The organism is Burkholderia plantarii (assembly GCF_001411805.1).
Classification (GTDB): domain Bacteria; phylum Pseudomonadota; class Gammaproteobacteria; order Burkholderiales; family Burkholderiaceae; genus Burkholderia; species Burkholderia plantarii.
On sequence record NZ_CP007212.1, the window covers coordinates 1,361,557 to 1,383,452 of the forward strand.

Consider the following 21,896-nt stretch of genomic DNA (forward strand, 5'->3'; position numbering starts at 1 on the left):
ACCCGTAGTTATACTGTCCAATATATGAAAAGGATCGGAGAAAGACGTTTCACAGATACCATGGAACTGCGCCATCTTCGTTATTTCCTCGCCATCGCCGAGGCGTCGAACGTCACGCGTGCCGCCGAACGGCTCGGCATCGGCCAGCCGCCGCTGAGCCAGCAGATCCGCAACCTCGAGCGCGAGCTCGGCGTCGAGCTGTTCCGGCGCACCGCGCACGGCGTGGTGCTGACGAGCGCCGGCGAGGCGTTTCGCGTCGAGGCCGCGCGCACGCTCGACGACGCCGCGCGCGCGATGCGCGCGGCGCGTCAGGCCGGCAGCGGCGAGACCGGCAGCCTGCGGCTCGGCTTCACCGCCTCGGCCGTGTTCAATCCGGTGGTGCCGGCGCTGATCCAGCGCTTCAAGGCCGCGTGGCCGGCCATCGAGGTCACGCTCGACGAGGCCAACACGCCGAGCCTCGTGCGCCGCCTGCTCGACGAGCAGCTCGACGCCGTGTTCGTGCGGCCCGGCGTGGAGGCGTTCGACGGGATCCGGCTGCGCGCGTTCGCCGACGAGCCGATGAAGCTCGTGGTGCCGGCCGCGCACCGTTTCGCGAAGCGCCGCCGCGTGGCGCTCGACGCGCTCGCCGACGAGGCCTTCGTGCTGGTGCCCGGGCCGTCGGGCGCGACGCTCTACGCCGAGATCCTCGACGCGTGCCGGCGCGCCGGCTTCACGCCGCGGCTCGCGCAGGAGGCGCCGCAGATCTCGTCGGTGATCAATCTGGTGGCGGCCGGCTTCGGCGTGTCGATCGTGCCGGCCGCGTTCGAACAGGTGCGCGTGCAGGGCGTGCGCTATCTCGACATCGACGGCGCGCCGGCCGTGGCGCGGCTCGCGCTGGCCACGCGCGAACGCGAGCGCGAGGCGGTGGTCGCGAACCTGATCGCGCTGCTGTGAGCGTGGCGAGCCGCCGGCGCGCTGGCCGGCGGGCGTGAAAGGGCGTGAAAGGGCGAGAGAGCGAGCAGGAGGGTGCCGGCGGGCGAGGTGCCGTTACAGCGGCTTCGCCACGATCAGACCCGAGGCGCGCACGAACTTGCCGGCGCCGAGATGGTGGATCGTGTGCAGCGCTTCGTTGCTGTCGTCGAGCGTCCAGTGGCCGTTCGAGAACGCGCGGCTGTCGGCCGCCGCCGACACCACCTCGCAGAAGCAGGTGTCGTAGGCCTGCTCGGTGTGCGGCTCGGGGATCAACCGGCATTCGAGCCAGGCCACGCAGTCCTGCTCGATCACCGGCACGCCGAGCACGGGGCCGGGCCGCGCGTCGATCGCGTAACGCGCGAACTTGTCGCCGTCGCGTCCGCTGGTGCCGCCCACCGCGAAGGTCAGGTCGAGCGCGGCGAAGCCCGGCACCACGATGCCGAACGTGCCGCTCGCCGCGATCAGCTCGCGCGTGAAGGTGGTCTTGTCGATCACCACGGCCAGCCGAGGCGGCGTGAATTCGACCGGCATCGACCAGGCCGCGGCCATCACGTCGCGGCGCGTGCCGTCGCTGCTCGTGACGAGCACGGTCGGACCATGGTTCAGCAGGCGGCTCGCGTGTTCGAGCCGGACGGGAGCGAAATGCGTCATGGGAGGAAAGCGTGCGGGAGAGTGGGCGAAGCGGCCGATTCTACCGGGACGGCCACCAGCTTGCGCCACGTTCCGCTACCATACGAGCCCCCGACTTTTCCCGACCCCGAGGAACCCGCCGTGATTCAACCGACTCCCGTATTCAAGGACAATCTCGCGCAACTGCCGTCGATCGACGGCATCGAACGGATCGATCTCGTCGATGCCGGCGGCGCCGTCGTCGCGACCATCGAGAACAAGCCGGGCAAGCAGGGCTCGCTGGCCGTCTATCACTATCTGCGGCAGGCGTTCGGCACGCTCGACGCGCGCGCGGCCCAGCACGGCCTCGCGGTGTTCGGCGAGCACACGGCCGACGCACGCAGTCGTCCCGGCGCGCATCCGAACGTCGACCGGCTGCTGGAAGTGGCCGCGGGCGGCGGCGCGCTGCGCATCGAGGTGATCGCGGCTGCCTGACGGGCTGCCGTCACGACCGGCGCGGCCGCGTGGTGCAGGCCGCCGCGCAGCCGCCGCAACATGCCGGACATTCGGCGTTCATCCCACCGCTTTCAGCCGCCGCCGGCATCGCTTCGCGATGCCGCGTGTCCTCAGGCTTCCGAGCCGGCGCGCTCCTGCGCCTCGCGCGCCACGCCGAATTCGCCGTCGAGCCAGCGCTCGACCAGCCCCGGCAACTCGCTCATCCGCTCGAACGTTTCATGGACGCCGATCTCGCGCAGCGCCTCGCGGCGTTCCGCCGGGTGGTGGGCGCTGCCGGTGAAGCCGAGCACGGTCATGCCGGCCGCGAGCGCGGCGCGCGCGCCCGTCACGCTGTCCTCGATCACCGCGCAGCCGGCGGGCGGCACCCGCAGCTCGCGCGAGGCGGCCAGATAGACGTCGGGCGCCGGCTTCGGCTGCGCGACGCGGTCGCCCGTGAAGAGCCGGCCGCCGAAACAGGTATCGAGGCCGAGCCGCGCGACCACGCGCGCCACGTAGTCGAGATCGCTGTTGCTCGCGCAGGCAAGCCGCAGCGGCAGCGCGCGCAGCGCCTCGACGGCGCCGGGGATCTTCGGCGCGTCGGCCGCGCGCGTGCGGATTTCCTCGCGAATCGAATGGATCTGTTCCTCGCTGATGATGCGGCCGAACGCGGCGGCGGCCTGGGTCAGCACCACCGCGGTGCGCATGCCGAGCAGCGGACGGATCGCGTCGTGGACGCCTTCGACCTGCCAGAGGGCTTCGAGCCGTTCGATCACGATGCGCTCGGCGATCGCTTCGCTGTCGACGAGCACGCCGTCGCAGTCGCTGATCAGCGCGCGGTCCTCGCGCGGCGTGGAGGGGAGGGGGGATGACATGTGTTTCTCCTGCGGTAACGGGTAATCATACCGGTAACATCGGTCGGCACGATGCACGGCGCGACCGGTTTGCGACATGCGGCGCAACGATGTCGCGCGCTGGCTCGGGGGCGGCGGGCCGGTGCTGCGGCCTTGTGTCTCAGGCGCGACAAGGACGCGGAAACATGGGGCGCCCAGTCGCAGCGCGATGCGTCGTATCGATTGCTGCGATGCGAAAAACTCAATCGCCTGATGTCTTAACGAAAGCGCGAACGTAGATTATTGGATGGAATTCGGTGTTCGGCGGCGGCCGACCTGCCATGAGAAGCATGGCGGGAAGCGATGTCGTTTCATTCGCATTTTCGACCAAATATTGAATGAAATTCAGGAAAAATCAGATTTCATTCGACGCTTCAGCCAGATTCCCGCGTGGCCCCACATTGGCTTCCGATCCGGGCGGCGTCACGATCCTTGACTCAAAATCAAGAGTCTTTCGCGACGCGGCCGCTTTTTGCATGGCAACATGCCGGGCACACTACGCATCAACCGAATCCGCGGGCGCGGCGGCGGGCTTCCCCGCCAGCCGCGCCCGCTCCGTTACAGGATCCGCCCGCCATGAACGCTTCCCCCACCCGCGCCGCGCAGCCGGCCGCGCGCTCGAACCTGCCGCTGCTGGCGCTGGCCGTCGGCGCGTTCGGTATCGGTACCACCGAGTTCTCGCCGATGGGCCTGCTGCCCGTGATCGCCGACGGCGTCCATGTGTCGATCCCGACCGCCGGGATGCTGATCAGCGCCTACGCGATCGGCGTGATGGTCGGCGCGCCGGTCATGACGCTGCTGCTCGCGCGCGCCTCGCGGCGCACCGCGCTGATCCTGCTGATGGGCATCTTCACGCTCGGCAACCTGCTCTCGGCGCTGGCCCCCGACTACACCACGCTGCTGCTGGCGCGCCTCGTGACGAGCCTCAACCACGGCGCGTTCTTCGGCATCGGCTCGGTAGTGGCCGCCTCGGTGGTGCCGCGCGAGCGCCAGGCCAGCGCGGTGGCCACCATGTTCATGGGACTCACGATCGCCAACGTCGGCGGCGTGCCGGCCGCCACCTGGCTCGGCCAGGCGATCGGCTGGCGCATGTCGTTCGTCGCCACCGCCGGCCTCGGCCTGCTCGCGATCGCGGGCCTGCTCGCCGCGCTGCCGAAGGGCGAGACGGGCGCGATGCCGAACCTGCGCGCCGAATTCGCGGTGCTGCGGCGGCCGGTGGTGCTCGGCGCGCTCGCCACCACGGTGCTCGGCGCCGGCGCGATGTTTACGCTCTACACCTACGTGGCGCCCGCGCTCGCGCAGCTCACGCATGCCACGCCGGCCTTCGTGACCGCGATGCTGGTGCTGATCGGCGTGGGCTTCTCGATCGGCAACGTGGCGGGCGGCAAGCTCGCCGACCGTTCGCTCGAAGGCAGCCTGATCGCGTTCCTGCTGCTGCTGATCGTCGTGATGGTCGCGTTCCCGGTGCTGGCCGCCACCCACCTCGGCGCCGCGCTGGCGCTGCTGGTGTGGGGCATGGCCACCTTCGCCGTGGTGCCGCCGCTGCAGATGCGCGTGATGCGTGCCGCGGCCGAGGCGCCGGGGCTCGCCTCGTCGGTCAACGTCGGCGCGTTCAACCTCGGCAACGCGCTCGGCGCGGCAGCCGGCGGCGCGGCGATCTCGTCGGGCCTCGGCTACGCGGCGGTGCCGGTCGTCGGCGCCTCGATCGCCGTGCTCGGCCTGCTGCTGGTGCTCTCGCAGATGCGCCGGCGCCCGAGCCCGGCCGCCTGCTGAGTCGCGGCAGCTTCAATCGTATCGGCCGGCCGGTCGCCCGGCGGCCCGCCTTCACCGGCCGCGCCCACCTCGCCGTGCCCCGGCCTGCGGGCGCGCGGCGGCCCGCTCGCGCCGGTCCTTCTCCGTTCCCATCGACAGGACAACGAATCATGACTCGCATTCCCCCGTTCGGCCTCGGCACGTTTCGCCTGAAAGGGCAGGTGGTGATCGATTCGGTGCGCGACGCGCTCGCACTCGGCTACCGCGCGATCGACACCGCGCAGATCTACGACAACGAAGCCGAGGTGGGCCGCGCGATCGCGGAGTCGGGCATCGCGCGCGACGCGCTGTTCGTGACGACCAAGATCTGGGTCGATCACTACGCGCCGCAGCGGCTCGTGCCGAGCCTCGAGGCCAGTCTCGCGAAGCTGCGCACCGACCGGGTCGACCTGACGCTGATCCACTGGCCGGCGCCCGGCAACGGCGTGCCGCTCGCGGCCACGCTCGAGGCGCTCGCCGACGCGAAGGCGCGCGGCCTCACGCGCGAGATCGGCATCTCGAACTTCAACATCGCGCTGACGCGCGAGGCGATCGACGTGCTCGGCACCGGCGCGATCGCGACCAACCAGATCGAACTGAGCCCGTACCTGCAGAACCGCGCGCTGGTGGCGTTCCTCGCCTCGCAGGCGATCGCCGTGACCTCGTACATGACGCTCGCCTACGGCAAGGTGCTCGGCGATCCGGTGCTCGGCGCGATCGCGGCCGCGCGCGGCGCGACGCCGGCGCAGGTCGCGCTTGCCTGGGCGCTGCAACTCGGTTACGCGGTGATTCCGTCGTCGACGAAGCGCGCGAACCTGGCGAGCAATCTGCTGGCCCGCAACCTGCGGCTCGATGACGACGAGATGGCGCGCATCGCCGATCTCGAACGCAACGGACGCGAAGTGAGCCCGGCGGGGCTGGCGCCCGTTTGGGATTGAGCGCGTCGCGCGCTTATTGCGGGGCGCTGGCCGGAGTCGGCGCGGCCGGCGTGGCCGTGGTGGAGGCGGGGCTGGCCGGGACGGCCGATGACGGCTGAGTGGCCGAGGCGGCCGGCGCCGGTCGTGCCGGGGCGGCTGCCGGCGGGTTCGCGGCGTTGGTAGTGGGGCTGGCCGCGCTGGCGGCGGCCGGGGCGGGTTGCGATGCCGGGGTGGGAGGCGCGGCGGCGGCCGATGCAGCGGGCGCCGGGTTCGCCGGCGCGGCGGGCGGGGTGGTTGCGGTCGCCGCCGTGGCGGCCGCCGGTGTGCTCGCCATGGCCGCGCTGCCGGCGGCCGGCGCTGCGGCGGGCGTGCCCGGATGGTTCTGCTCGACCGGCGCCGCGGCGGCCGGGTTTGCCGCCGGCGCGGCCATCGTGCCCGCCGTGCGCGGCGTCGCGAGCGCGGACTGCACGTCGGCCGGCGCGTCCGGCGCGTCCGGCGTCGGCGTGGCGATTGGCTGCGCGGCCGAGCCGGTGGTCACGGCCGAGGTGCCGGTCGAGGCGACCACGGCCTGCGGGCCGCCCGCCGCGTGCGTGGCCGGGCCCGGCGCTGCGTTGGCGGCGCTGCCCGCATTCGTAGCGTTCGCGGCATTCGCCCCCGCGCCGCCGTTCACCGCGGCCTGCGCATGCGGGGCGGCGGCCGGCGACACCGCCGGGAACGTCGCCGGCGTGGCCGAGACCGCGCGGTTCGGTGCGGCCGTGGCGAGCGCGCCGGCCTGCGCCGCCGCGACGGGCACCGGCGCGAGGCCCGATACCGGCGCGGGCGACGGTACCGGCGGCGTCGGCACGGCCGGCGTCTTCAGCTTCACGGCGCCGTCGTCGCCGGGCGCACCGGTGCTCGGCGCCGGTTCCGGCAGCGGCGCCACCGGTTCCTTCTCGGCGGCCTTCGCGGCGGCCTTGCCGTGCCGCGCCGGGTCGACCTTCAGGAAGTGATCGACGAGCTTGAAGAAGCGGTCGTAGAACACCCCGGCCGGAATCGTCTCGCTCGCGATCTTCACCATCGAATCGTCGCTCGAACCGATCGGCAGCGACACCGAACCGAGCACCGACAGCCCCACGCTCGCCGAGGTGGTGGCCTTCTTCAGCGTGTAGCGATCCTGCACCGCGTTCACGTAGGCGATGGTCGAGGTCGAATCGGCGTCCGCGTCGACGCAGACCACGTGAAACTCGATCGTCACGTGCGAATCGTTGTTCGGCTGGAAGTTCTTGCTGCCGTCCACGGTGTCGGGCCGCGTCAGGTTGGTGATGTAGCCCTGGCTCAGCAGCGCGCGCCGCGCGGCCTCGCAGGTGGCCGTCGCGTTCTCGTGGAAGGTGTGCGTGTAAGGGCTGCTCGACGCATCGAACTGCTCCTGCGTGTAAAGCGGTTTCGGCGCCGACGAACAGGCCGCCAGCACGGCCGAGGCCGCGAGCGCGCAGGTGAGGGAAATCAGTCTGGATCGATTGTGCATGGCGTCGGGTAAGGGGTGGGCCACGTGGCACGCGCCCGCCGACGCGTGACGCGACGCCGGGCCGAAGGCGTGACCGGCCGCTATTATAGTTTCCCCTGATGCCGCCCCGCAGTTGCGGTGTTGGATCCGACACGAAAAAATCCCGCCGGCGTGGCGGCGGGATGGGACCGAAGCCGGGTCGGGCGGTGCGATGCGGGGCGGCGCAGCGCGCGCGGCGGCGTCCGACCCTCCGGCACGCTTGCCGCGCCGCCCCGGCGCGGATCAGGCCGCGCCCGTGCCGACCTCGATCTTGCGCGGCAGCGCTTCCTCGCGGCGCGGGATCCGCAGCGTCAGCACGCCGTCGCGCAGGCTCGCGTCGATGCGCGAGGTGTCGAGGTACGGGCTCACGGTGAAGCTGCGCAGGTAGCGCGGCGCGTGCCATTCGGCATGCTGCACGCGCAGCCCCGCCGTGTCCGGCAGTTCGGCGTGCGCATCGATCGTGAGGCGCGCCTCGTGGACGCGCAGGTCGAGGCCCGCTTTCGAGACGCCGGGCAGGTCGGCGCGCAGCGTCACGCCCTGCGCGTCCTCGACGATGTCGACGGCCGGCGTGACGGTCACGCTCCGTGTTGCGGCCGGTTCACGGCGCACGTCGGCTTGCGGCGCGGCGGCTTGCGGCGCCGTGGCGGGGTGATCCGGCGCGACGGTGGCGGGGCGCTCGATGAGTTCGGGAGTCGTGGTCATGGCGATATTCCTCGCGGCAAATTATTGAACGTGGATCGAACGCGGCTGCGATGCCGCGCGCTTCGCAATACGGATGCGCAGACAACCATTGTCGTAACGCGCCTGGATCTGCCCGGCATCGGCCGTCGACGGCAGCTCGACGGCGCGGCGGAAGCGCCCGGCGAAGCGTTCGCGAGCCAGCACGCGCGACTCGGCGGCGTCCTCGGCGGCCTTGCGCTCGCCAGTGATCGTCAGGAGTCCTTTATCGATCGTCACGTCGAAATCGGCGGCCTGCATGCCGGGCGCGAGCGCGACGATCTCGATCGCGTCATCGGTGATGCCGACGTTGATCGGCGGGAACGCGTCGAAGCGGCCGGCGCGCGCGGCGGCCGTGAACGTCGGCGCCGCGAACAGCCCCGACATCTGCCGTTGCAGCCGGTCGAGTTCGCCGAACAGGCCGGCACCGAAACGATAAGTGGTCATGGTTCGAGTCCTCTCGAAGATCGGCACGCGAAGTGCGAGCGCGAACGGCACGCGACGTGTGCGATGCGTTGTCAACCGGCGGTGCCCAGTGCAACCGCCTCATGGCTCCACAGGTAGGAGCGGTGCCGACGAATTCAAGAGGGAAAAATTGGGGCGACGATGAATCGATGCTTGCGGGGGCATCGATCGGGCCGTGCAGCGGCAGTGGTGCGTTGCGGCCATGATGACCGCCTCGTATTGAACGGCGGACGCGGCGACGTATCGGGCCGGCCACGCGCGCCGGTCTCGCGTGGCGGCATCGATGCCGCGCGGACCCCGCCCACGGGGTCGTGCCCTTTCGTTTCGGGGCGATCCCTATCGGGATCATCCCCTAGCCTGGCGCGCGGCCGTCCCACACTGCGGGAGCGCGATGGTATGCTGATTTTCTTTTCTTTATGACGGGGATTCGTATCGGCAATGCCGATCGACGCGATCGTTTCCACCCTCGATACCGGCGCGCGCCGCGCCGCCGGCCGGCTTGCGCCGGCAGCATCGCGCCGAGCCTCGTCCCTCTCACCGGTGCCGCCCGACGGCATGCCCGGCTCGCCTCGCCGCCAGCCGCCATGCGCCTCGCCGGGCCGCACCCGCGTGCCGCGATGTCCAGCCTGACACGCGCCGCCCCCGGATTCCGCTTCCCTTTTCCCACTACCAGGAGATTTCCATGACCCGAAGCAATGCGGTCGAGGCCACGCATTCCGCCTTGCTCGACGTACCCGATTACGTCAAGCATCGCGGCCTGATCGACTGGGTCGCGCGCATCGCCGCGCTGACCGAGCCGCAGCGCGTGGTCTGGTGCGACGGCTCGCAGGCCGAATACGACCGGCTCTGCGAGCAGATGGTCGAGCAGGGCACGCTGATCCGGCTCGATCCGGTCAAGCGTCCGAACTCGTTCCTCGCGTTGTCCGATCCGTCCGACGTCGCGCGCGTCGAGGATCGCACCTTCATCTGCAGCGAGTCGCGCGACGACGCCGGCCCGACCAATCACTGGATCGCGCCCGCCGAGATGCGGGCGACGCTCGACGGCCTGTTTCGCGGCGCGATGCGCGGCCGCACGCTCTACGTCGTGCCGTTCTCGATGGGGCCGCTCGGCTCGCCGATCGCGCACGTCGGCGTGGAGCTGTCCGACAGCCCCTATGTGGCGGTCAACATGCGGATCATGACGCGCATGGGCCGCGACGTGTATCGCGTGCTCGGCGAGGACGGCCACTTCGTGCCCTGCGTCCACAGCGTCGGCCATCCGCTCGCGGCCGGCGAGGCCGACGTGCGCTGGCCCTGCAACGACACCAAGTACATCGTTCATTTCCCCGAGACGCGCGAGATCTGGAGCTACGGTTCCGGCTACGGCGGCAACGCGCTGCTCGGCAAGAAGTGCTTCGCGCTGCGGATCGCCTCGACCATGGGCCGCGACGAGGGCTGGCTCGCCGAACACATGCTGATCCTCGGCGTGACCGCGCCCGACGGCACCAAGCGCCACATCGCGGCGGCGTTCCCGTCGGCCTGCGGCAAGACCAACTTCGCGATGCTGATCCCGCCGGCCGGCTTCGAGGGCTGGCAGGTCACCACGATCGGCGACGACATCGCCTGGCTCAAGCCCGGCGCCGACGGCCGGCTCTACGCGATCAATCCCGAGGCCGGCTACTTCGGCGTGGCGCCCGGCACCGGCGAGAAGACCAACCCGAACGCGCTCGCCACGCTGCGCGAGAACGTGATCTTCACCAACGTCGCGCTGACCGACGACGGCGACGTCTGGTGGGAAGGGCTGACCGACACGCCGCCCGCGCACCTGCGCGACTGGCAGGGCAACGACTGGACCCCCGAGATCGGCCGCGAGACCGGCCGCAAGGCCGCGCATCCGAACGCGCGCTTCACGGCGCCGGCCTCGCAGTGCCCGTCGATCGACGCCGATTGGGACAACCCGGCCGGCGTCGCGATCGACGCGTTCGTGTTCGGCGGCCGGCGCTCGACCACGGTGCCGCTCGTGACCGAGGCGCGCGACTGGACCGAGGGCGTCTACATGGCGGCCACCATGGGCTCCGAGACCACGGCCGCGGCCGCCGGCCAGCAGGGCGTGGTGCGGCGCGACCCGTTCGCGATGCTGCCATTCTGCGGCTACAACATGAGCGACTACTTCTCGCACTGGCTCGCGCTCGGCGCGCGGCTCGAGGCGGCCGGCGCGACGCTGCCGAAGATCTACTGCGTGAACTGGTTCCGCAAGGACGCGCAGGGCCGCTTCGCCTGGCCGGGCTTCGGCGAGAACATGCGCGTGCTGAAGTGGATGCTCGAACGCCTCGACGGGCGCGGCGAGGGCGTCGAGCATGCGCTCGGCGTGACGCCGCGCTACGGCGACCTGCACTGGGACGGGCTCGCGTTCACGCCCGAGCAGTACGAGCAGGTGGCGTCGGTCGATCGCGACGCGTGGCGCGACGAGCTCGCGCTGCACGACGAGCTGTTCGACAGGCTGAAGGCGCGCCTGCCCGAGGCGCTGACCGACACGCGCGCGAAGCTCGAGGCGCGCCTGGCCGACTGACGAACCGCGCCCACGCCCATATGGGCGCTGGAAGTGACGCCGCACGGGCTTCGAACCGTGCGGCGTCTTTCATTGCGGATTCGTTGTGAATGCAACCAGATCGCCGGCCGCACGCGGTGCTCCGCATCGCTCACGAACGACCGCACGCGACGGCCCGATTCGATGCGACAATCGTCGCCATTCATCGATATCGGAGACGGGTTCATGGACATCCAACGGATCGCCGTGGTCGGCGCAGGCGTGATCGGCGCCAGCTGGGCCGCGTTCTATCTCGATCAGGGCTTCGAGGTCGTGGTGAGCGACCCGGCGCCCGACGCGCACGAGCGGCTGCAGGCCATGCTCACGCGCTTGCTCGGCGCGGCGCGCCTGCCCGAGCTCGCGCCGCGGCTGCGTTTCTCGGCCGACCTCGACGCGGCGCTCGACGGCGTCGGGTTCGTGCAGGAGAACGGCCCCGAGCGGCTCGACGTCAAGCGCGAGCTGTATCGCGCGATGGACGCCCGGCTCGGCGCCGACGCGATCATCGCCTCGAGTTCGTCGGGGCTCAAGATGTCGGCGATCCAGACCGCCTGCGAGCGGCACCCCGAGCGCTGCCTGATCGCGCATCCGTTCAACCCGCCGCATCTGATTCCGCTCGTCGAGCTGGTGGGCGGCGAGGCCACCTCGCGCGACACGATCGAGCGCGCGAAGCGCTTCTACGACGGCCTCGGCAAGGTCACCATCGTGCTGAACCGCGAGATGGCCGGCCACGTCGCGAACCGGCTCGCTGCGGCGTTGTTCCGCGAGGTCTATCACCTGGTGGGCGAGGGCGTGGTCAGCGTCGCCGACGTGGACAAGGCCGTGTCGTGGGGGCCGGGGCTGCGCTGGGGGCTGATGGGGCAGGCGCTGACCTATCACCTCGGCGGCGGCGACGGCGGCATCGAGCATTTCCTCGACCATCTCTCCGGGCCGATCACGAGCTGGTGGGACGATCTCGGCACGCCGTCGTTCGACCCGCGCGTCGATCGCCAGCTCGGCGACGAACTGCGCGCGATCCAGGGCGGGCGCTCGATCGCCGAGTGGGGCGCCGAGCGCGACCGGCTGCTGGTCGAACTGATCGAGGCGCGCCGCCGCAGCTTCCTGCCCTGAACGCCGCGCCGGCCGCGGCCGGCCGCGCGCTCAGTCGTAGAACGCCGAGGGCGCCACGCCGAAGTGGCGCTTGAACATCGCCGTGAACGCGCTCTGGCTGCGATAGCCGTGATCGAGCGCGACGCTGAGGATCTTCTCGCCATGCGCGAGCCGCTGCAGCGCGAGCAGCAGCCGCGCCTGCTGGCGCCAGCGCCCGAACGTGAGCCCGGTTTCGCGGTTGAACCAGCGGTACAGCGTCTTCTCCGACATGCCGAGGTCGCCGGCCCATTCGGCCACCGTGCGGTCGTCGTGCGGCGACGCGAGCAGCGCGTCGCAGACCGCGCGCAGCCGGGCGTCGCGCGGCCACGGCAGATGCAGCGGCAACTGCGGCACCGAGATCAGTTCGGCCAGGATCAGCTGCATCAGATGGTCGTCGCGCGAGCCGGGCTGGTAGTCGAGCGGCACGTCGATCGCCGCCACGATCAGCTCGCGCAGCAGCGGCGGCACGTCCACCACGCCGGTGCGGGCGCGCAGCGGCTGCGCCACCGAAGGCTCCACGAATACCGTGCGCATCTGCACGTCGCCGCTCATCCGCACGGCATGGTCGAGGCCGGCCTCGAGCCAGACGCCGCGCGTGGGCGGCACCACCCACGCGCCGGTCTCGGCGGTGATCTGCATCACGCCCTCGATCGCGTACAGCAGCTGCGCGCGGCGGTGGCGGTGCGGCGCGATCAGCGTGCCGTGCGGATAGCGCGCGGCCATCGCGGCGACCGGGCGCGGCGTGTTTTCGAACGGCAGATGATCGACGGGCGGCTGCGCGGCCGAGCGGGAAACGGCGAACGGGGACATGGCGACGGAGCGGGCGACGAGCGCGCGACACGATGCCGCGAGCGGGACGCGCCAATCGTAGGAGGTTTCGGCGCGTTCGCCAATCGGCGATTGTCCGGGCGGCGCGCGGTCGGGGCCGCTTGCCCGGTGGGGACTCGCGGCGGGCTCGAGGGCGGCCGCCGCGTTGGCTGCGAGCGGCGGCTCGCGACGGCCGACGGCCGCCATGATGCGATCCGGGACGACGCGTTTCAGGCACGCCGCGGCTGTCACTCGTCGCGCATCATCGCCGCCCAGCGCCCAGCGCCCAGCGCCCAGCGCCCAGCGCCCAGCGCCCAGCGCCCAACGCCCAGCGCCCAACGCCCAACGCCCAACGCCCAACGCCCAACGCCCAACGCCGCTCAGCGGCCTTGCGCCCAGGCCGGCGGCGCGGCCTGGAAGCGCGCGCGGTTCATCTGCACGGTCTGGTCGCCGGCCGGATAGTCGCCGTCGTTGGTCGGGATCGTGCCGTCGCGATAGGCCTGCACGAGTTCGGCCACCACCTGCGCGTGGGTCTTTTCGGGCGCCGGCCGGGGGGCGGCGGTCTGGGCCTGCGCGAACGGCGCGGCGGCCGCCAATAGCAGCGGCAAACAGGACGGAATTCGCATGAGGGGCTCCTTCGAATGCGTTCCAGCACGCCCGCGCGGGTTGCGCGGCGGCCGGTGCGACGCATTCTGGTCGGCCGACACTGCCCGGACCGTGACCGGACGATGGCGCGCGCGTCAGCTGTCGATTCGCTTCGGGATCCTGCGGGATGGCGGTCCAAAAATCGGCCAGCGAGGCTGACGAATCGCCGTTGCGATGCCGACGATCGCCCGACGGCGGGACGCGGAGAACCGGCGGCATCGCCATCGGCGGCCCGCCGGCAGCGGTGCTGCGCTGCATGACGTATCAGGCCGGCATCGCCGTCCGGAGCCGGCACCGGCATCGAGGCGGAACGGATTGACGCGCATTGCCGGTCAAGCGGGCGCCCGCAGGCCCGGGCGCGTTCGCCCCCGGGCACGAGCCGCCGCGCCCCGCGCCGTGTCGGAGCGCGGCGGCCTCGGCCACCGGCATGGCTTCGAGCGCGAGCGCCGACGCAGGTCGATCGATCACCTATTCGAGATCACCGAGCGCGGGCAAATCGGCCTCGAGCCGGGCCAGCCCCGGCAAAATCACCGGCCGGCGAACGCCGGCACGCCGAGCTCGAAACTCCGCGACCGCGGCCACCGGCGCGGCTTCGGGCACGAGGCCGACGCAGGCAGACCGATCACGTATTCGAGATCGCCGAGCCTGGGCGGATCGGCGTCGATCCGGGCCGGCCCGCACGGAATCACACAGCCGGCGAACCCCGGCACGCCGCTTCAAAACTCCGCGGCCGCCGCCACCAGCGTGGCTTCCAGCGCGAGCGCCGAGCGCGAGGCCGAGGCGGGCCGATCGATCACGTATTCGAGGTCGCCGAGCGCGGGCAAATCGGCCTCGAGCCGGGCCAGCCCCTGCGGAATCACATAGCCGGCGAACGCCGACACCCCGAGCCCGGCCGCCGCCGCGGCCCGCAGCGCCGCGATGCTGCTGCTCGACACGGCGATCCGGTAGGGCCGGCCGATCGCGTCGAGCGTCTCCAGCACGCGCCGCCGCGACACGCTCGGCTCCGGATGCAGCGCGAGCGGCAGCACCGGCTCGCGCCCCGTGATCGGCGAACCCGGCCCGGTACACCAGTAGAGCGGCTCGGTGCGGATCACGCGGCCGCGCCGGCTGCCGGCGATGCGCTTGGCGAACACCAGGTCGTGGCGGCCCTCGTCGAGCGCGGCGAACAGGTCGCCGGAGAGCCCCGTGGCGATTTCCAGCTCGATCTCGGGATTGCGCTGGATGAAGCTGGCGAGCGCGGCGGCCAGGTGCGTCGAGGCGAAATCCTCCGACATGCCGAGCCGCACCTTGCCCGACAGCGGCGGCCCGCACACCGACAGCACCGCCTCGTCCATCAGCTCCAGGATGCGGCCCGCGTAGCGGTGCAGCGCCTCGCCGTTGGCCGACAGCCGCACGTTGCGCGTGTCGCGCTCGAACAGCGGCCGGTCGAGCAGTTCCTCGAGCCGGCGGATGTGCTGGCTGACGGTGGATTGCGAAAGGTTGACGCGCTCCGACGCGGCGGTGAAGCTGCCGGTCTGGGCGACGGCGACGAAGCTGCGCAGCAGTTCGGGCGGTAACGGACGCATGGCGGAATCCAGTGGAGCGACGCCGGCGACGGCCGGCGGCGGAGGGCGCGCGCGGCCGGCGGACCGCGCCCGGTTGGCCGGAGGGCGCGGCGGCCGGCCCGCTCGGGCGCCGTCGCAGCAGTCTACGGCAAGACGGCCGCGGGCGGCGCGGGATCGATCGGCGCGGCCTCTGAGTGACATTGGGCAACATCATCAATGGCGCGCGCGGCGGGGCTTAGAATCGTCGTCACGACCTGATACCTGATACGCATCGCAGGAGAGACGCAATGACGGGATGGAATCACGCGCGGCAAGCGCGCGACGCACGCCTCGCGGCGGGCGCGCACTTCGCGCGCGGCAAGCGGGTGGCGGCCGACGACGCGACGGCCTTGCTCGAGGCGGTGCTGCGCCCCGGGGATCGTGTCTGCCTGGAAGGCGACAACCAGAAGCAGGCGGACCTGCTCGCCACGGCGCTCGCCGAGGTCGACAGCACCAGGATCCACGACCTGCACATGGTGCAGTCGGGCATCGTGCTGCCCGAGCATCTCGACGTGTTCGAGCGCGGCATCGCGAAGCGCCTCGACTACGCCTATTCCGGCCCGCAGTCGCAGCGCATCGCGAAGCTGCTGTTCGGCGGGCGCATCGAGCTGGGCGCCGTCCACACCTACCTGGAACTGTTCGCGCGCTACTTCATCGACCTGACGCCGCAGGTCGCGCTGATCGCGGCGGTCAGCGCCGACGCCGACGGCAACCTCTACACCGGCCCGAACACCGAGGACACGCCCACCGTGGTCGAGGCCACCGCGTTCAAGGACGGCATCGTGATCGCGCAGGTCGACCGCATCGTCGATCGTGTGCCGCGCGTGGACATCCCCGGCGACCGCGTGCATTTCGTGGTCGAGGCGGGCCGGCCGTTCTTCGTCGAGCCGCTGTTCACGCGCGACCCGGCCGCGATCACCGAGACCCAGATCCTCACCGCGATGCTCGCGATCAAGGGCATCTACGAGCCCTACGGCGTGCGCCGGCTGAACCACGGCATCGGCTTCAACACGGCCGCCATCGAGCTGCTGCTGCCCACCTACGGCGAGCGCCTCGGCCTGAAGGGCAAGGTCTGCACGCACTGGGCGCTGAACCCGCACCCCACGCTGATCCCGGCCATCGAGTCGGGCTGGGTCGAGCAGGTCCACTGCTTCGGCTCCGAGGTCGGCATGGACGAGTACATCCGCGCGCGCTCCGACGTGTTCTTCACGGGCGCCGACGGCTCGCTGCGCTCGAACCGCGCGTTCTGCCAGACGGCCGGCCTGTACGGCTGCGACATGTTCATCGGCTCGACGCTGCAGATCGACCTGGCCGGCCATTCCTCGACCGTCACCGAGAACCGCATCGCCGGCTTCGGCGGCGCGCCGAACATGGGCAGCGACGCGCGCGGCCGGCGCCATCCGAGCGAGCCGTGGCTGAAGGCGGGCGAGCAGGCCGATCCGGCCACCCCGGCGGCGCTGCGGCGCGGTCGCAAGCTGGTGGTGCAGATCGGCGAGACCTTCGGCGAGAAGAACGTGCCGATGTTCGTCGAGCAGCTCGATGCGCTGCGCCTGGCCGACAGGCTCTCGCTCGATCTCGCGCCGATCATGGTGTACGGCGACGACGTCACGCACGTGGTCACCGAGGAAGGCATCGCGAACCTGCTGCTGTGCCGCGACGCCGACGAACGCGAGCACGCGATCCGCGGCGTGGCGGGCTACACCGCGATCGGCCGCGGCCGCGACCGGCGGCTCGTCGAGCGGCTGCGCGAGCGCGGCGTGATCCGTCGCCCCGAGGATCTCGGCATCGATCCGCTCGACGCCGACCGACGGCTGCTGGCCGCGCGCTCGGTGAAGGATCTCGTGCATTGGTCGGGCGGGCTCTACGCGCCGCCGTCGCGCTTTCGGAACTGGTAACGGAACCGCGCGACGCGGCTGGCGGGAAGCGCCGCGTCGCGTGACAACCCGCGGCCCCGCGCGCCTGCGCGGACGGCCGAGGACGGAGGGATCGAATGGAACAGCTCAATTATCGTCACGTCGCGCGCGAGCGCGCGGCGGGTGACGCGGCCTCGGCGCTGGTCGGCGTGGTCGCGTCGGGCAATCTCGAGGTGCTGGTCGAGCGCGTGTTGCCCGGCAACGCGTGCGAGATCGACATCCAGACCGCCGCCACCGGCTTCGGCGAGGTCTGGCAGGCGGTGGTCGCCGATTTCGTCGAGCGGCGCTCGCCGGGCGGCCTGCGGCTGTCGATCAACGACGGCGGTGCGCGGCCCGACACGGTCGCGCTGCGGCTCGCGCAGGCGGTGCGCGCGATCGAGGGAGGCGCGCGATGAACGGTTTCGATCCGATCGCGGCCGGCGCGAGCTGGTATGAGGCGTCGGCGCGCCAGCGCATCGACGGGCTGGTCGATGCCGACTCGTTCGCCGAGTTCATCGGCCCGGCCGAGCGCGAGATGAGCCCGCACCTGCCGCTGTTCGACCTGCCGCGCCAGTTCGACGACGGCATGATCGTCGGGCGCGCCGCGCTCGACGGCCGCGCGGTGCTGGTGGCCGCGCAGGAAGGGCGCTTCATGGGCGGCGCGTTCGGCGAGGTGCATGGCGCCAAGCTCACCGGGCTGCTGCGCGCGGCGCGCGAGCTCGGCACGCCGGTGCTGATCCTGTTCGACACCGGCGGCGTGCGGCTGCAGGAGGCCAACGCCGGCGAGCTCGCGATCGCCGAGATCATGCGCGCGCTGATCGACGCGCGCGCGGCCGGCGTGCCAGTGATCGGGCTGGTCGGCGGTCGCGCCGGCTGCTACGGCGGCGGCGGCCTGCTGGCCGCGTGCTGCTCGGCGCTGGCGGTGTCGGAGCCCGGGCGCATCAGCGTGTCGGGTCCGGAGGTGATCGAGACCAACCGCGGCGTCGAGGAATTCGATTCGAAGGACCGCGCGCTGGTCTGGCGCACCATGGGCGGCAAGCATCGCCGGCTGATCGGCGGCGTCGAGCGCTTCGTCGACGACACGCTGCCCGCGTTCCGCGCCGCCGCGCTCGCGCTGCTCGCGGCGCGCCACGCTTTCGAGCTCGACGTGCTGGAAGCCGAACAGGCACGGCTCGAGGCGCGGCTCGCCGCGTTCGGCGATTGCGGCGACGCGCGCGACGTCTGGCGCCGGCTCGGCGCGACCGACGCCGAGGCCGAGGCCATTCCCGCGATGCCCGGCGAGACCTTCGCCGCGCTCGCCGACCGTCTTCAGGAGGGGCGCGATGACGCTCGATGAGATTCTCGCTTCGTTCGATCACGACCTGACCCGCCGTGACGACGGCCTGCTGGCCGGCCGCGCCACGCTCGACGGCCGGCAGGTGGACGTGATCGGCGTGTCCGGCCGCGCGTTCGTCGGTGTCGACGAGGCGCTGTGGCTGTCGGCGCGCGTGCTCGACACCGTGCGGCGCGGCGGCGCGACGCCGATCCTCGTGCTGCTCGACAGCGGCAGCCAGCGCATGAGCAGGCGCGACGAACTGCTGGGCCTCAACGAATGCCTGTCGCATCTGGCCAAGAGCCTGATGCTCGCGAGCGGGCGCGGCCATCCGACCATCGGGCTGCTGTACGGCGGCACGGCGGCCGGCGCGTTCATCGCGACCGCGCTCGCCACGCGCGTGCTGCTCGCGCTGCCGGGGGCCGAGCCGGCCGTGATGGACCTGCCGTCGATGGCGCGCGTGACCAAGCTGCCGCTCGAGGTGCTCGAAGAGAAGGCGAAATCGACGGCGGTGTTCGCACCGGGCCTCGCCAATCTGGAGCGGACGGGCGCCGTGGACGCGGTGCTCGATCCCGCGCAGCCGCTCGCGGCGCAGCTCGCTCGCTGGCTCGCCGAACCGGCCGCGCGCGCCGACGGACGCGACCGGCTCGGCGAGGCGCGCGGCGGCAGGCCGGCGGCGGCGCGCATCGCGCAACGGGTCCATGCGCTCGCCCGCTCAGGCGGCTGAGGCCGCACGGGTTCGGCATCGCGTCGTACGCGTCGCGCCCGACGCGTGGGCGGCGCTCGCCGAGCCGCTCGTCGCGCGTCTGGCGCTGCCGGCTGACGACGCGGCCGTGGTCCGCGAATGGGCCGCGCGTGGCCGGCCGTTGATGGTGCGGCGCGCCGGACCGTGCGACGCGGGCAGCCCGGGCGTGCCGCTCGGCCTGCCGCTGCCGCCGTCGATGGGCAAGCGGCGCATCGGCGTGGTGGCGCCCGTCGAGGCGATCGTGTCGAGTGAGGCGCCGCCCGCGCTCGCCGCGTTGCGGGATGCCGCGCCCGAGGCTTGGCGCGTGACGCTCGACGCGCTCGACGCGCTGGCGCGCCGCCATCGGGTCGGTTGCCGTGCGTTCGGCAGTCTCGCCTGGCAGGCGTTGACGGGGCTGACTTATCTGTCGGCGGGTTCGGATCTCGATGTGCTGTTCGAGCTGCCGGCTGGTCGGCCGGATGCTGGATCGCCTGGGTCGGCCGGTGGGCGCGAGGCGCTGGCCGCACTGCTCGATGGCATTGCCGCCTGCGACGCGGCTGCGCCGATGCGGATCGACGGTGAGCTGATCCGCGCCGACGGCGCTGGCGCGAACTGGCGCGAATGGCATGCGGCGCGCGGCGAGCACGACGAGATCGTCGTGAAGACGGCGGCCGAGGTCGTGCTGATGACGCCGCGCGCGTTCCTGGAGGGCGCTGTATGACGCAAGGGCTGCGTGTGGCATGGGCGCCGGTCGGAGCAGGGGCCGCCGCCTCGCCGGTTTCGCCCGAGGCGATCGCCGAGCTTGGCGCGACCTGCCTGCGCCTCGAGGTCGAGACCTGGCCGAAGCCGGGGCTCGTCAGCGCGGTGGATACCGGCAGCCACGACGACATGGATGCCGGCACGTTCGTGCGCAGCGCGGCCGCGATCCGGCCGTATCTGGCCGAGCTCGCGGCGGCCGGCGCCGCGCGCGCGGAGATGGCCGTGCTGCGGCGCATCGGCCTGCGCGCCGAGCATGCGATGCTCGCGGCGACGGGCGGCGTGAATACGCATCGCGGGGCGATCTTCGGGCTCGGTCTGCTGTGTGCGGCAGCGGGTCTGCGCGCGTCGGGGATGCCGGCGTCGAGGGCGCCGGCCCCGGGAGCATCAGGCACGGGCGCGCCGGCTTTGAACGCATCGGTGTCGGGTGCGTCCGCTCCGGGTACATACGGCCTCGCCGCATCCACTTCGAGCGCGTCCACTGCCGGCGGATCCTTCTGCGGTGCATCCGTTCCCGGCGCATTCGCCTCGGGCGCGTCCCCTGTCTGGGGATCTGCTCCCGGCGGCTCCCCTTCCGGCGCGGTTCCGACGCTCGGCGAAATCGTCGCGCGGCAATGGGGAGCCGAGATCGTCGTCGGGCCGCGCGCCTCGGACAGCCATGGCGAGATCGCGGTGCGCCGCCACGGCGTCGGCGGCGCGCGCCAGGAGGCCGCGAGCGGATTTCCGAGCGTCTACCGGATCGGGCTGCCGGCCTTGTGCGAGGCGCAGGCGCTGCGTCCCGGTGATGCGCCCGCCGCGCGCGTGCAGGCCTGCTTTGCGCTGATCGCATCCGTCGCCGATACGAACCTGCTGCATCGCGGCGGTGCCGGCGGCCTCGCATTCGCGCAGCGCCGCGCGCGCGATTTCCTCGCGCGCGGCGGCATCGGCGCGCCGGACTGGCTCGCGCGCGCCGAGGCTGTCCATCGCGCGTTCGTCGTGCGCCGGCTGAGCCCCGGCGGCGCGGCCGACCTGCTCGCGATGAGCCTGTTCGCGGCCGCCAGCGAGGCGCCATGACGATCGCGCTGCTGTGCTCCGGGCAGGGGCAGCAAGGGCCCGACATGTTCGAACTGCTCGGCGAGGGCGGCATGCCGGCCTCGCTCGAACCGCTGTTCGCGCAGGCGGCCGGCTGGTTCGGCGCCGATCCGCGCGACTGGGTGCGCACGGCCGATGACGACGCGTTGCGCGGCAACGGCGCTGCGCAGCGGCTCTGTACGCTCCATGCACTTGGTGCCCATGCGCGGCTCGCGCCGCTGCTGCCGAGGCGGCGCTGCGTGGCCGGCTACAGCGTCGGGGAGATCGCCGCGTGGCATGTGGCCGGACGAATCGGCGCGAGCGACACGCTCGACCTGATCGCCGCGCGCGCCGACGCGATGGACGCGGCCAGCACCGGCGACGAGGGCATGCTGTTCGTGCGCGGGCTGGGGCGCGCCGCCGTGGAGGCGCTTTGCGCCGGGCGCGACGCCGCGATCGCGATCGTCAATCCCGGCGATGCGTGGGTGCTGGCCGGCGCGGCCGACGCGCTGGCCGAACTGGCCGACGCGGCGCACGCGCGGGGCGCCGCCCGCGTGGTGCCGGTGCCGGTGCGGATCGCCTCGCATACGCGCCGGCTGGCCTCGGCGGTGCCGGTGTTCCGCGCCGCGCTCGGCGCCGTGAGCCTGAGCCGCGGCGCGGCGGGCACGCGGCTCGTCAGCGGCATCGACGGCGCGGTTGTGATCGATGACGGCAGCGGCCTCGACAAGCTCGCGCGGCAGATTGCCGAGCCCGTCGATTGGGCGGCCTGCCTCGCCGCCTGCGTGGAGGCCGGCGCGAGCGCGTTCGTCGAACTCGGGCCGGGGCGCGCGCTGGCCGAGATGGCGTCCGGCGCGTATCCGTCGATTCCCGCGCGCAGCCTCGCCGATTTTCGCTCGTGGGACGGCGTGCGGGCGTGGCTGGAGCGGGTGACCGGCGCCTGACCGGTCGGCCCGGCGCGGGCGTCGATCCGGTCGCTCGCCACTTCGCGGTACCTGCCGGCGCCGCCGCTGCACACCACGGGATCACAACACCGCCGAAGCCAACGCTTCGCCGGCCCGTTTTGTCGAGTGGCGCGCGCG

The 21,896-nt window shown here is 72.3% G+C and carries 21 protein-coding genes; 13 read left to right on the forward strand and 8 right to left on the reverse strand.

The features are described 5' to 3' along the window. Nucleotides 1-60 precede the first annotated feature (60 nt). Entirely contained in the window at nucleotides 61-933 is an 873-nt protein-coding gene (locus bpln_RS05875; protein ID WP_042624393.1) for a LysR family transcriptional regulator, read from the forward strand. 93 nt (nucleotides 934-1,026) lie between these two features. On the opposite strand, the gene bpln_RS05880 is transcribed toward bpln_RS05875, so the two are convergent. Then, entirely contained in the window at nucleotides 1,027-1,602 is a 576-nt protein-coding gene (locus bpln_RS05880; protein WP_042624394.1) for a flavin reductase family protein, read from the reverse strand. Nucleotides 1,603-1,722: 120 nt separating this feature from the next. Between bpln_RS05880 and bpln_RS05885 the strand changes: the two genes are divergently transcribed. Beyond that, a complete protein-coding gene (locus bpln_RS05885) occupies nucleotides 1,723-2,055 on the forward strand; it encodes a DUF2322 family protein (RefSeq protein ID WP_042624395.1) in 333 nt (110 codons plus the stop codon). A 131-nt stretch (nucleotides 2,056-2,186) separates the two neighbouring features. On the opposite strand, the gene bpln_RS05890 is transcribed toward bpln_RS05885, so the two are convergent. After that, on the reverse strand, nucleotides 2,187-2,927 hold the full coding sequence (locus bpln_RS05890) for an HAD family hydrolase (protein WP_055138310.1): 741 nt from the start codon (nucleotides 2,925-2,927) through the stop codon (nucleotides 2,187-2,189). Nucleotides 2,928-3,521: 594 nt separating this feature from the next. Here bpln_RS05890 and bpln_RS05895 point away from each other — a divergent pair. Together bpln_RS05895 and dkgB are read left to right on the forward strand one after the other, a co-directional pair. Further along, nucleotides 3,522-4,718, forward strand: a complete 1,197-nt coding sequence (locus bpln_RS05895) for an MFS transporter (protein WP_055138311.1) — start codon at nucleotides 3,522-3,524, stop codon at nucleotides 4,716-4,718. Between the two features lie 149 nt (nucleotides 4,719-4,867). Then, nucleotides 4,868-5,674: a 2,5-didehydrogluconate reductase DkgB gene (dkgB, locus tag bpln_RS05900; protein ID WP_042624398.1), complete on the forward strand. Its 807-nt coding sequence runs from the start codon at nucleotides 4,868-4,870 to the stop codon at nucleotides 5,672-5,674. A 13-nt stretch (nucleotides 5,675-5,687) separates the two neighbouring features. Here the strand turns inward: dkgB and bpln_RS05905 are convergent, their stop codons facing one another. The 3 genes from bpln_RS05905 to bpln_RS05915 all read right to left on the reverse strand — a co-directional run bounded on the left by bpln_RS05905 (nucleotide 5,688) and on the right by bpln_RS05915 (nucleotide 8,339). Then, nucleotides 5,688-7,157 carry a DUF2242 domain-containing protein gene (locus bpln_RS05905; RefSeq protein ID WP_055138312.1) on the reverse strand — a complete coding sequence of 490 codons (1,470 nt, stop codon included), beginning with the start codon at nucleotides 7,155-7,157 and terminating at the stop codon, nucleotides 5,688-5,690. Nucleotides 7,158-7,418: 261 nt separating this feature from the next. Continuing rightward, the gene (locus tag bpln_RS05910; RefSeq protein WP_055138313.1) at nucleotides 7,419-7,877 is read right to left on the reverse strand and encodes an Hsp20/alpha crystallin family protein; all 459 of its coding nucleotides are present in this window, start codon (nucleotides 7,875-7,877) and stop codon (nucleotides 7,419-7,421) included. 21 nt (nucleotides 7,878-7,898) lie between these two features. Further along, on the reverse strand, nucleotides 7,899-8,339 hold the full coding sequence (locus bpln_RS05915) for an Hsp20/alpha crystallin family protein (RefSeq protein ID WP_042624400.1): 441 nt from the start codon (nucleotides 8,337-8,339) through the stop codon (nucleotides 7,899-7,901). Nucleotides 8,340-9,039: 700 nt separating this feature from the next. On the opposite strand from bpln_RS05915, the gene bpln_RS05920 reads away from it, so the two are divergent. Continuing rightward, nucleotides 9,040-10,905, forward strand: coding sequence for a phosphoenolpyruvate carboxykinase (GTP) (locus tag bpln_RS05920; RefSeq protein ID WP_055138314.1), 1,866 nt, complete (start codon nucleotides 9,040-9,042; stop codon nucleotides 10,903-10,905). Between the two features lie 204 nt (nucleotides 10,906-11,109). Next, the gene (locus bpln_RS05925) at nucleotides 11,110-12,030 is read left to right on the forward strand and encodes a 3-hydroxyacyl-CoA dehydrogenase NAD-binding domain-containing protein (RefSeq protein ID WP_055138315.1); all 921 of its coding nucleotides are present in this window, start codon (nucleotides 11,110-11,112) and stop codon (nucleotides 12,028-12,030) included. Between the two features lie 30 nt (nucleotides 12,031-12,060). On the opposite strand, the gene bpln_RS05930 is transcribed toward bpln_RS05925, so the two are convergent. The 3 genes from bpln_RS05930 to bpln_RS05940 all read right to left on the reverse strand — a co-directional run bounded on the left by bpln_RS05930 (nucleotide 12,061) and on the right by bpln_RS05940 (nucleotide 15,065). Continuing rightward, the gene (locus tag bpln_RS05930) at nucleotides 12,061-12,858 is read right to left on the reverse strand and encodes an AraC family transcriptional regulator (RefSeq protein WP_055139458.1); all 798 of its coding nucleotides are present in this window, start codon (nucleotides 12,856-12,858) and stop codon (nucleotides 12,061-12,063) included. A gap of 377 nt (nucleotides 12,859-13,235) precedes the next feature. Next, nucleotides 13,236-13,481 (reverse strand): DUF4148 domain-containing protein, encoded by a 246-nt coding sequence (locus bpln_RS05935; protein ID WP_042624404.1) that lies wholly within the window; start codon nucleotides 13,479-13,481, stop codon nucleotides 13,236-13,238. Nucleotides 13,482-14,216: 735 nt separating this feature from the next. Next, nucleotides 14,217-15,065 carry a LysR family transcriptional regulator gene (locus bpln_RS05940; RefSeq protein WP_042624405.1) on the reverse strand — a complete coding sequence of 283 codons (849 nt, stop codon included), beginning with the start codon at nucleotides 15,063-15,065 and terminating at the stop codon, nucleotides 14,217-14,219. 266 nt (nucleotides 15,066-15,331) lie between these two features. Here bpln_RS05940 and mdcA point away from each other — a divergent pair, with 266 nt between their 5' ends. From mdcA to bpln_RS05975, 7 genes are all read left to right on the forward strand, one after another. Beyond that, a complete protein-coding gene (mdcA, locus tag bpln_RS05945) occupies nucleotides 15,332-16,978 on the forward strand; it encodes a malonate decarboxylase subunit alpha (protein WP_042624406.1) in 1,647 nt (548 codons plus the stop codon). A 95-nt stretch (nucleotides 16,979-17,073) separates the two neighbouring features. Then, on the forward strand, nucleotides 17,074-17,391 hold the full coding sequence (gene mdcC, locus bpln_RS05950) for a malonate decarboxylase acyl carrier protein (protein ID WP_042624407.1): 318 nt from the start codon (nucleotides 17,074-17,076) through the stop codon (nucleotides 17,389-17,391). Further along, entirely contained in the window at nucleotides 17,388-18,311 is a 924-nt protein-coding gene (locus bpln_RS05955) for a biotin-independent malonate decarboxylase subunit beta (protein ID WP_055138316.1), read from the forward strand. The genes mdcC and bpln_RS05955 overlap by 4 nt, the downstream gene beginning before the upstream one ends. After that, nucleotides 18,298-19,014, forward strand: a complete 717-nt coding sequence (mdcE, locus tag bpln_RS05960; protein ID WP_055138317.1) for a biotin-independent malonate decarboxylase subunit gamma — start codon at nucleotides 18,298-18,300, stop codon at nucleotides 19,012-19,014. Before bpln_RS05955 ends, mdcE begins: the two co-directional genes overlap by 14 nt. Further along, nucleotides 18,989-19,732 carry a malonate decarboxylase holo-[acyl-carrier-protein] synthase gene (gene mdcG / locus bpln_RS05965; protein ID WP_055138318.1) on the forward strand — a complete coding sequence of 248 codons (744 nt, stop codon included), beginning with the start codon at nucleotides 18,989-18,991 and terminating at the stop codon, nucleotides 19,730-19,732. Before mdcE ends, mdcG begins: the two co-directional genes overlap by 26 nt. Beyond that, nucleotides 19,729-20,820, forward strand: a complete 1,092-nt coding sequence (locus bpln_RS05970) for a triphosphoribosyl-dephospho-CoA synthase (RefSeq protein WP_055138319.1) — start codon at nucleotides 19,729-19,731, stop codon at nucleotides 20,818-20,820. The genes mdcG and bpln_RS05970 overlap by 4 nt, the downstream gene beginning before the upstream one ends. Next, complete coding sequence (locus bpln_RS05975; RefSeq protein ID WP_055138320.1) at nucleotides 20,817-21,758, forward strand: acyltransferase domain-containing protein; 942 nt, start codon at nucleotides 20,817-20,819, stop codon at nucleotides 21,756-21,758. Before bpln_RS05970 ends, bpln_RS05975 begins: the two co-directional genes overlap by 4 nt. Nucleotides 21,759-21,896 lie beyond the last annotated feature (138 nt).

Coding starts and splice junctions, on each gene's coding strand:
- bpln_RS05875 (WP_042624393.1), top strand. CDS start 61: ATGGAACTGCGCCATCTTCGTTATTTCCTCGCCATCGCCGAGGCGTCG.
- bpln_RS05880 (WP_042624394.1), bottom strand. CDS start 1,602: ATGACGCATTTCGCTCCCGTCCGGCTCGAACACGCGAGCCGCCTGCTG.
- bpln_RS05890 (WP_055138310.1), bottom strand. CDS start 2,927: ATGTCATCCCCCCTCCCCTCCACGCCGCGCGAGGACCGCGCGCTGATC.
- bpln_RS05895 (WP_055138311.1), top strand. CDS start 3,522: ATGAACGCTTCCCCCACCCGCGCCGCGCAGCCGGCCGCGCGCTCGAAC.
- dkgB (WP_042624398.1), top strand. CDS start 4,868: ATGACTCGCATTCCCCCGTTCGGCCTCGGCACGTTTCGCCTGAAAGGG.
- bpln_RS05905 (WP_055138312.1), bottom strand. CDS start 7,157: ATGCACAATCGATCCAGACTGATTTCCCTCACCTGCGCGCTCGCGGCC.
- bpln_RS05910 (WP_055138313.1), bottom strand. CDS start 7,877: ATGACCACGACTCCCGAACTCATCGAGCGCCCCGCCACCGTCGCGCCG.
- bpln_RS05915 (WP_042624400.1), bottom strand. CDS start 8,339: ATGACCACTTATCGTTTCGGTGCCGGCCTGTTCGGCGAACTCGACCGG.
- bpln_RS05920 (WP_055138314.1), top strand. CDS start 9,040: ATGACCCGAAGCAATGCGGTCGAGGCCACGCATTCCGCCTTGCTCGAC.
- bpln_RS05925 (WP_055138315.1), top strand. CDS start 11,110: ATGGACATCCAACGGATCGCCGTGGTCGGCGCAGGCGTGATCGGCGCC.
- bpln_RS05930 (WP_055139458.1), bottom strand. CDS start 12,858: ATGTCCCCGTTCGCCGTTTCCCGCTCGGCCGCGCAGCCGCCCGTCGAT.
- bpln_RS05935 (WP_042624404.1), bottom strand. CDS start 13,481: ATGCGAATTCCGTCCTGTTTGCCGCTGCTATTGGCGGCCGCCGCGCCG.
- bpln_RS05940 (WP_042624405.1), bottom strand. CDS start 15,065: ATGCGTCCGTTACCGCCCGAACTGCTGCGCAGCTTCGTCGCCGTCGCC.
- mdcA (WP_042624406.1), top strand. CDS start 15,332: ATGACGGGATGGAATCACGCGCGGCAAGCGCGCGACGCACGCCTCGCG.
- mdcC (WP_042624407.1), top strand. CDS start 17,074: ATGGAACAGCTCAATTATCGTCACGTCGCGCGCGAGCGCGCGGCGGGT.
- bpln_RS05955 (WP_055138316.1), top strand. CDS start 17,388: ATGAACGGTTTCGATCCGATCGCGGCCGGCGCGAGCTGGTATGAGGCG.
- mdcE (WP_055138317.1), top strand. CDS start 18,298: ATGACGCTCGATGAGATTCTCGCTTCGTTCGATCACGACCTGACCCGC.
- mdcG (WP_055138318.1), top strand. CDS start 18,989: ATGCGCTCGCCCGCTCAGGCGGCTGAGGCCGCACGGGTTCGGCATCGC.
- bpln_RS05970 (WP_055138319.1), top strand. CDS start 19,729: ATGACGCAAGGGCTGCGTGTGGCATGGGCGCCGGTCGGAGCAGGGGCC.
- bpln_RS05975 (WP_055138320.1), top strand. CDS start 20,817: ATGACGATCGCGCTGCTGTGCTCCGGGCAGGGGCAGCAAGGGCCCGAC.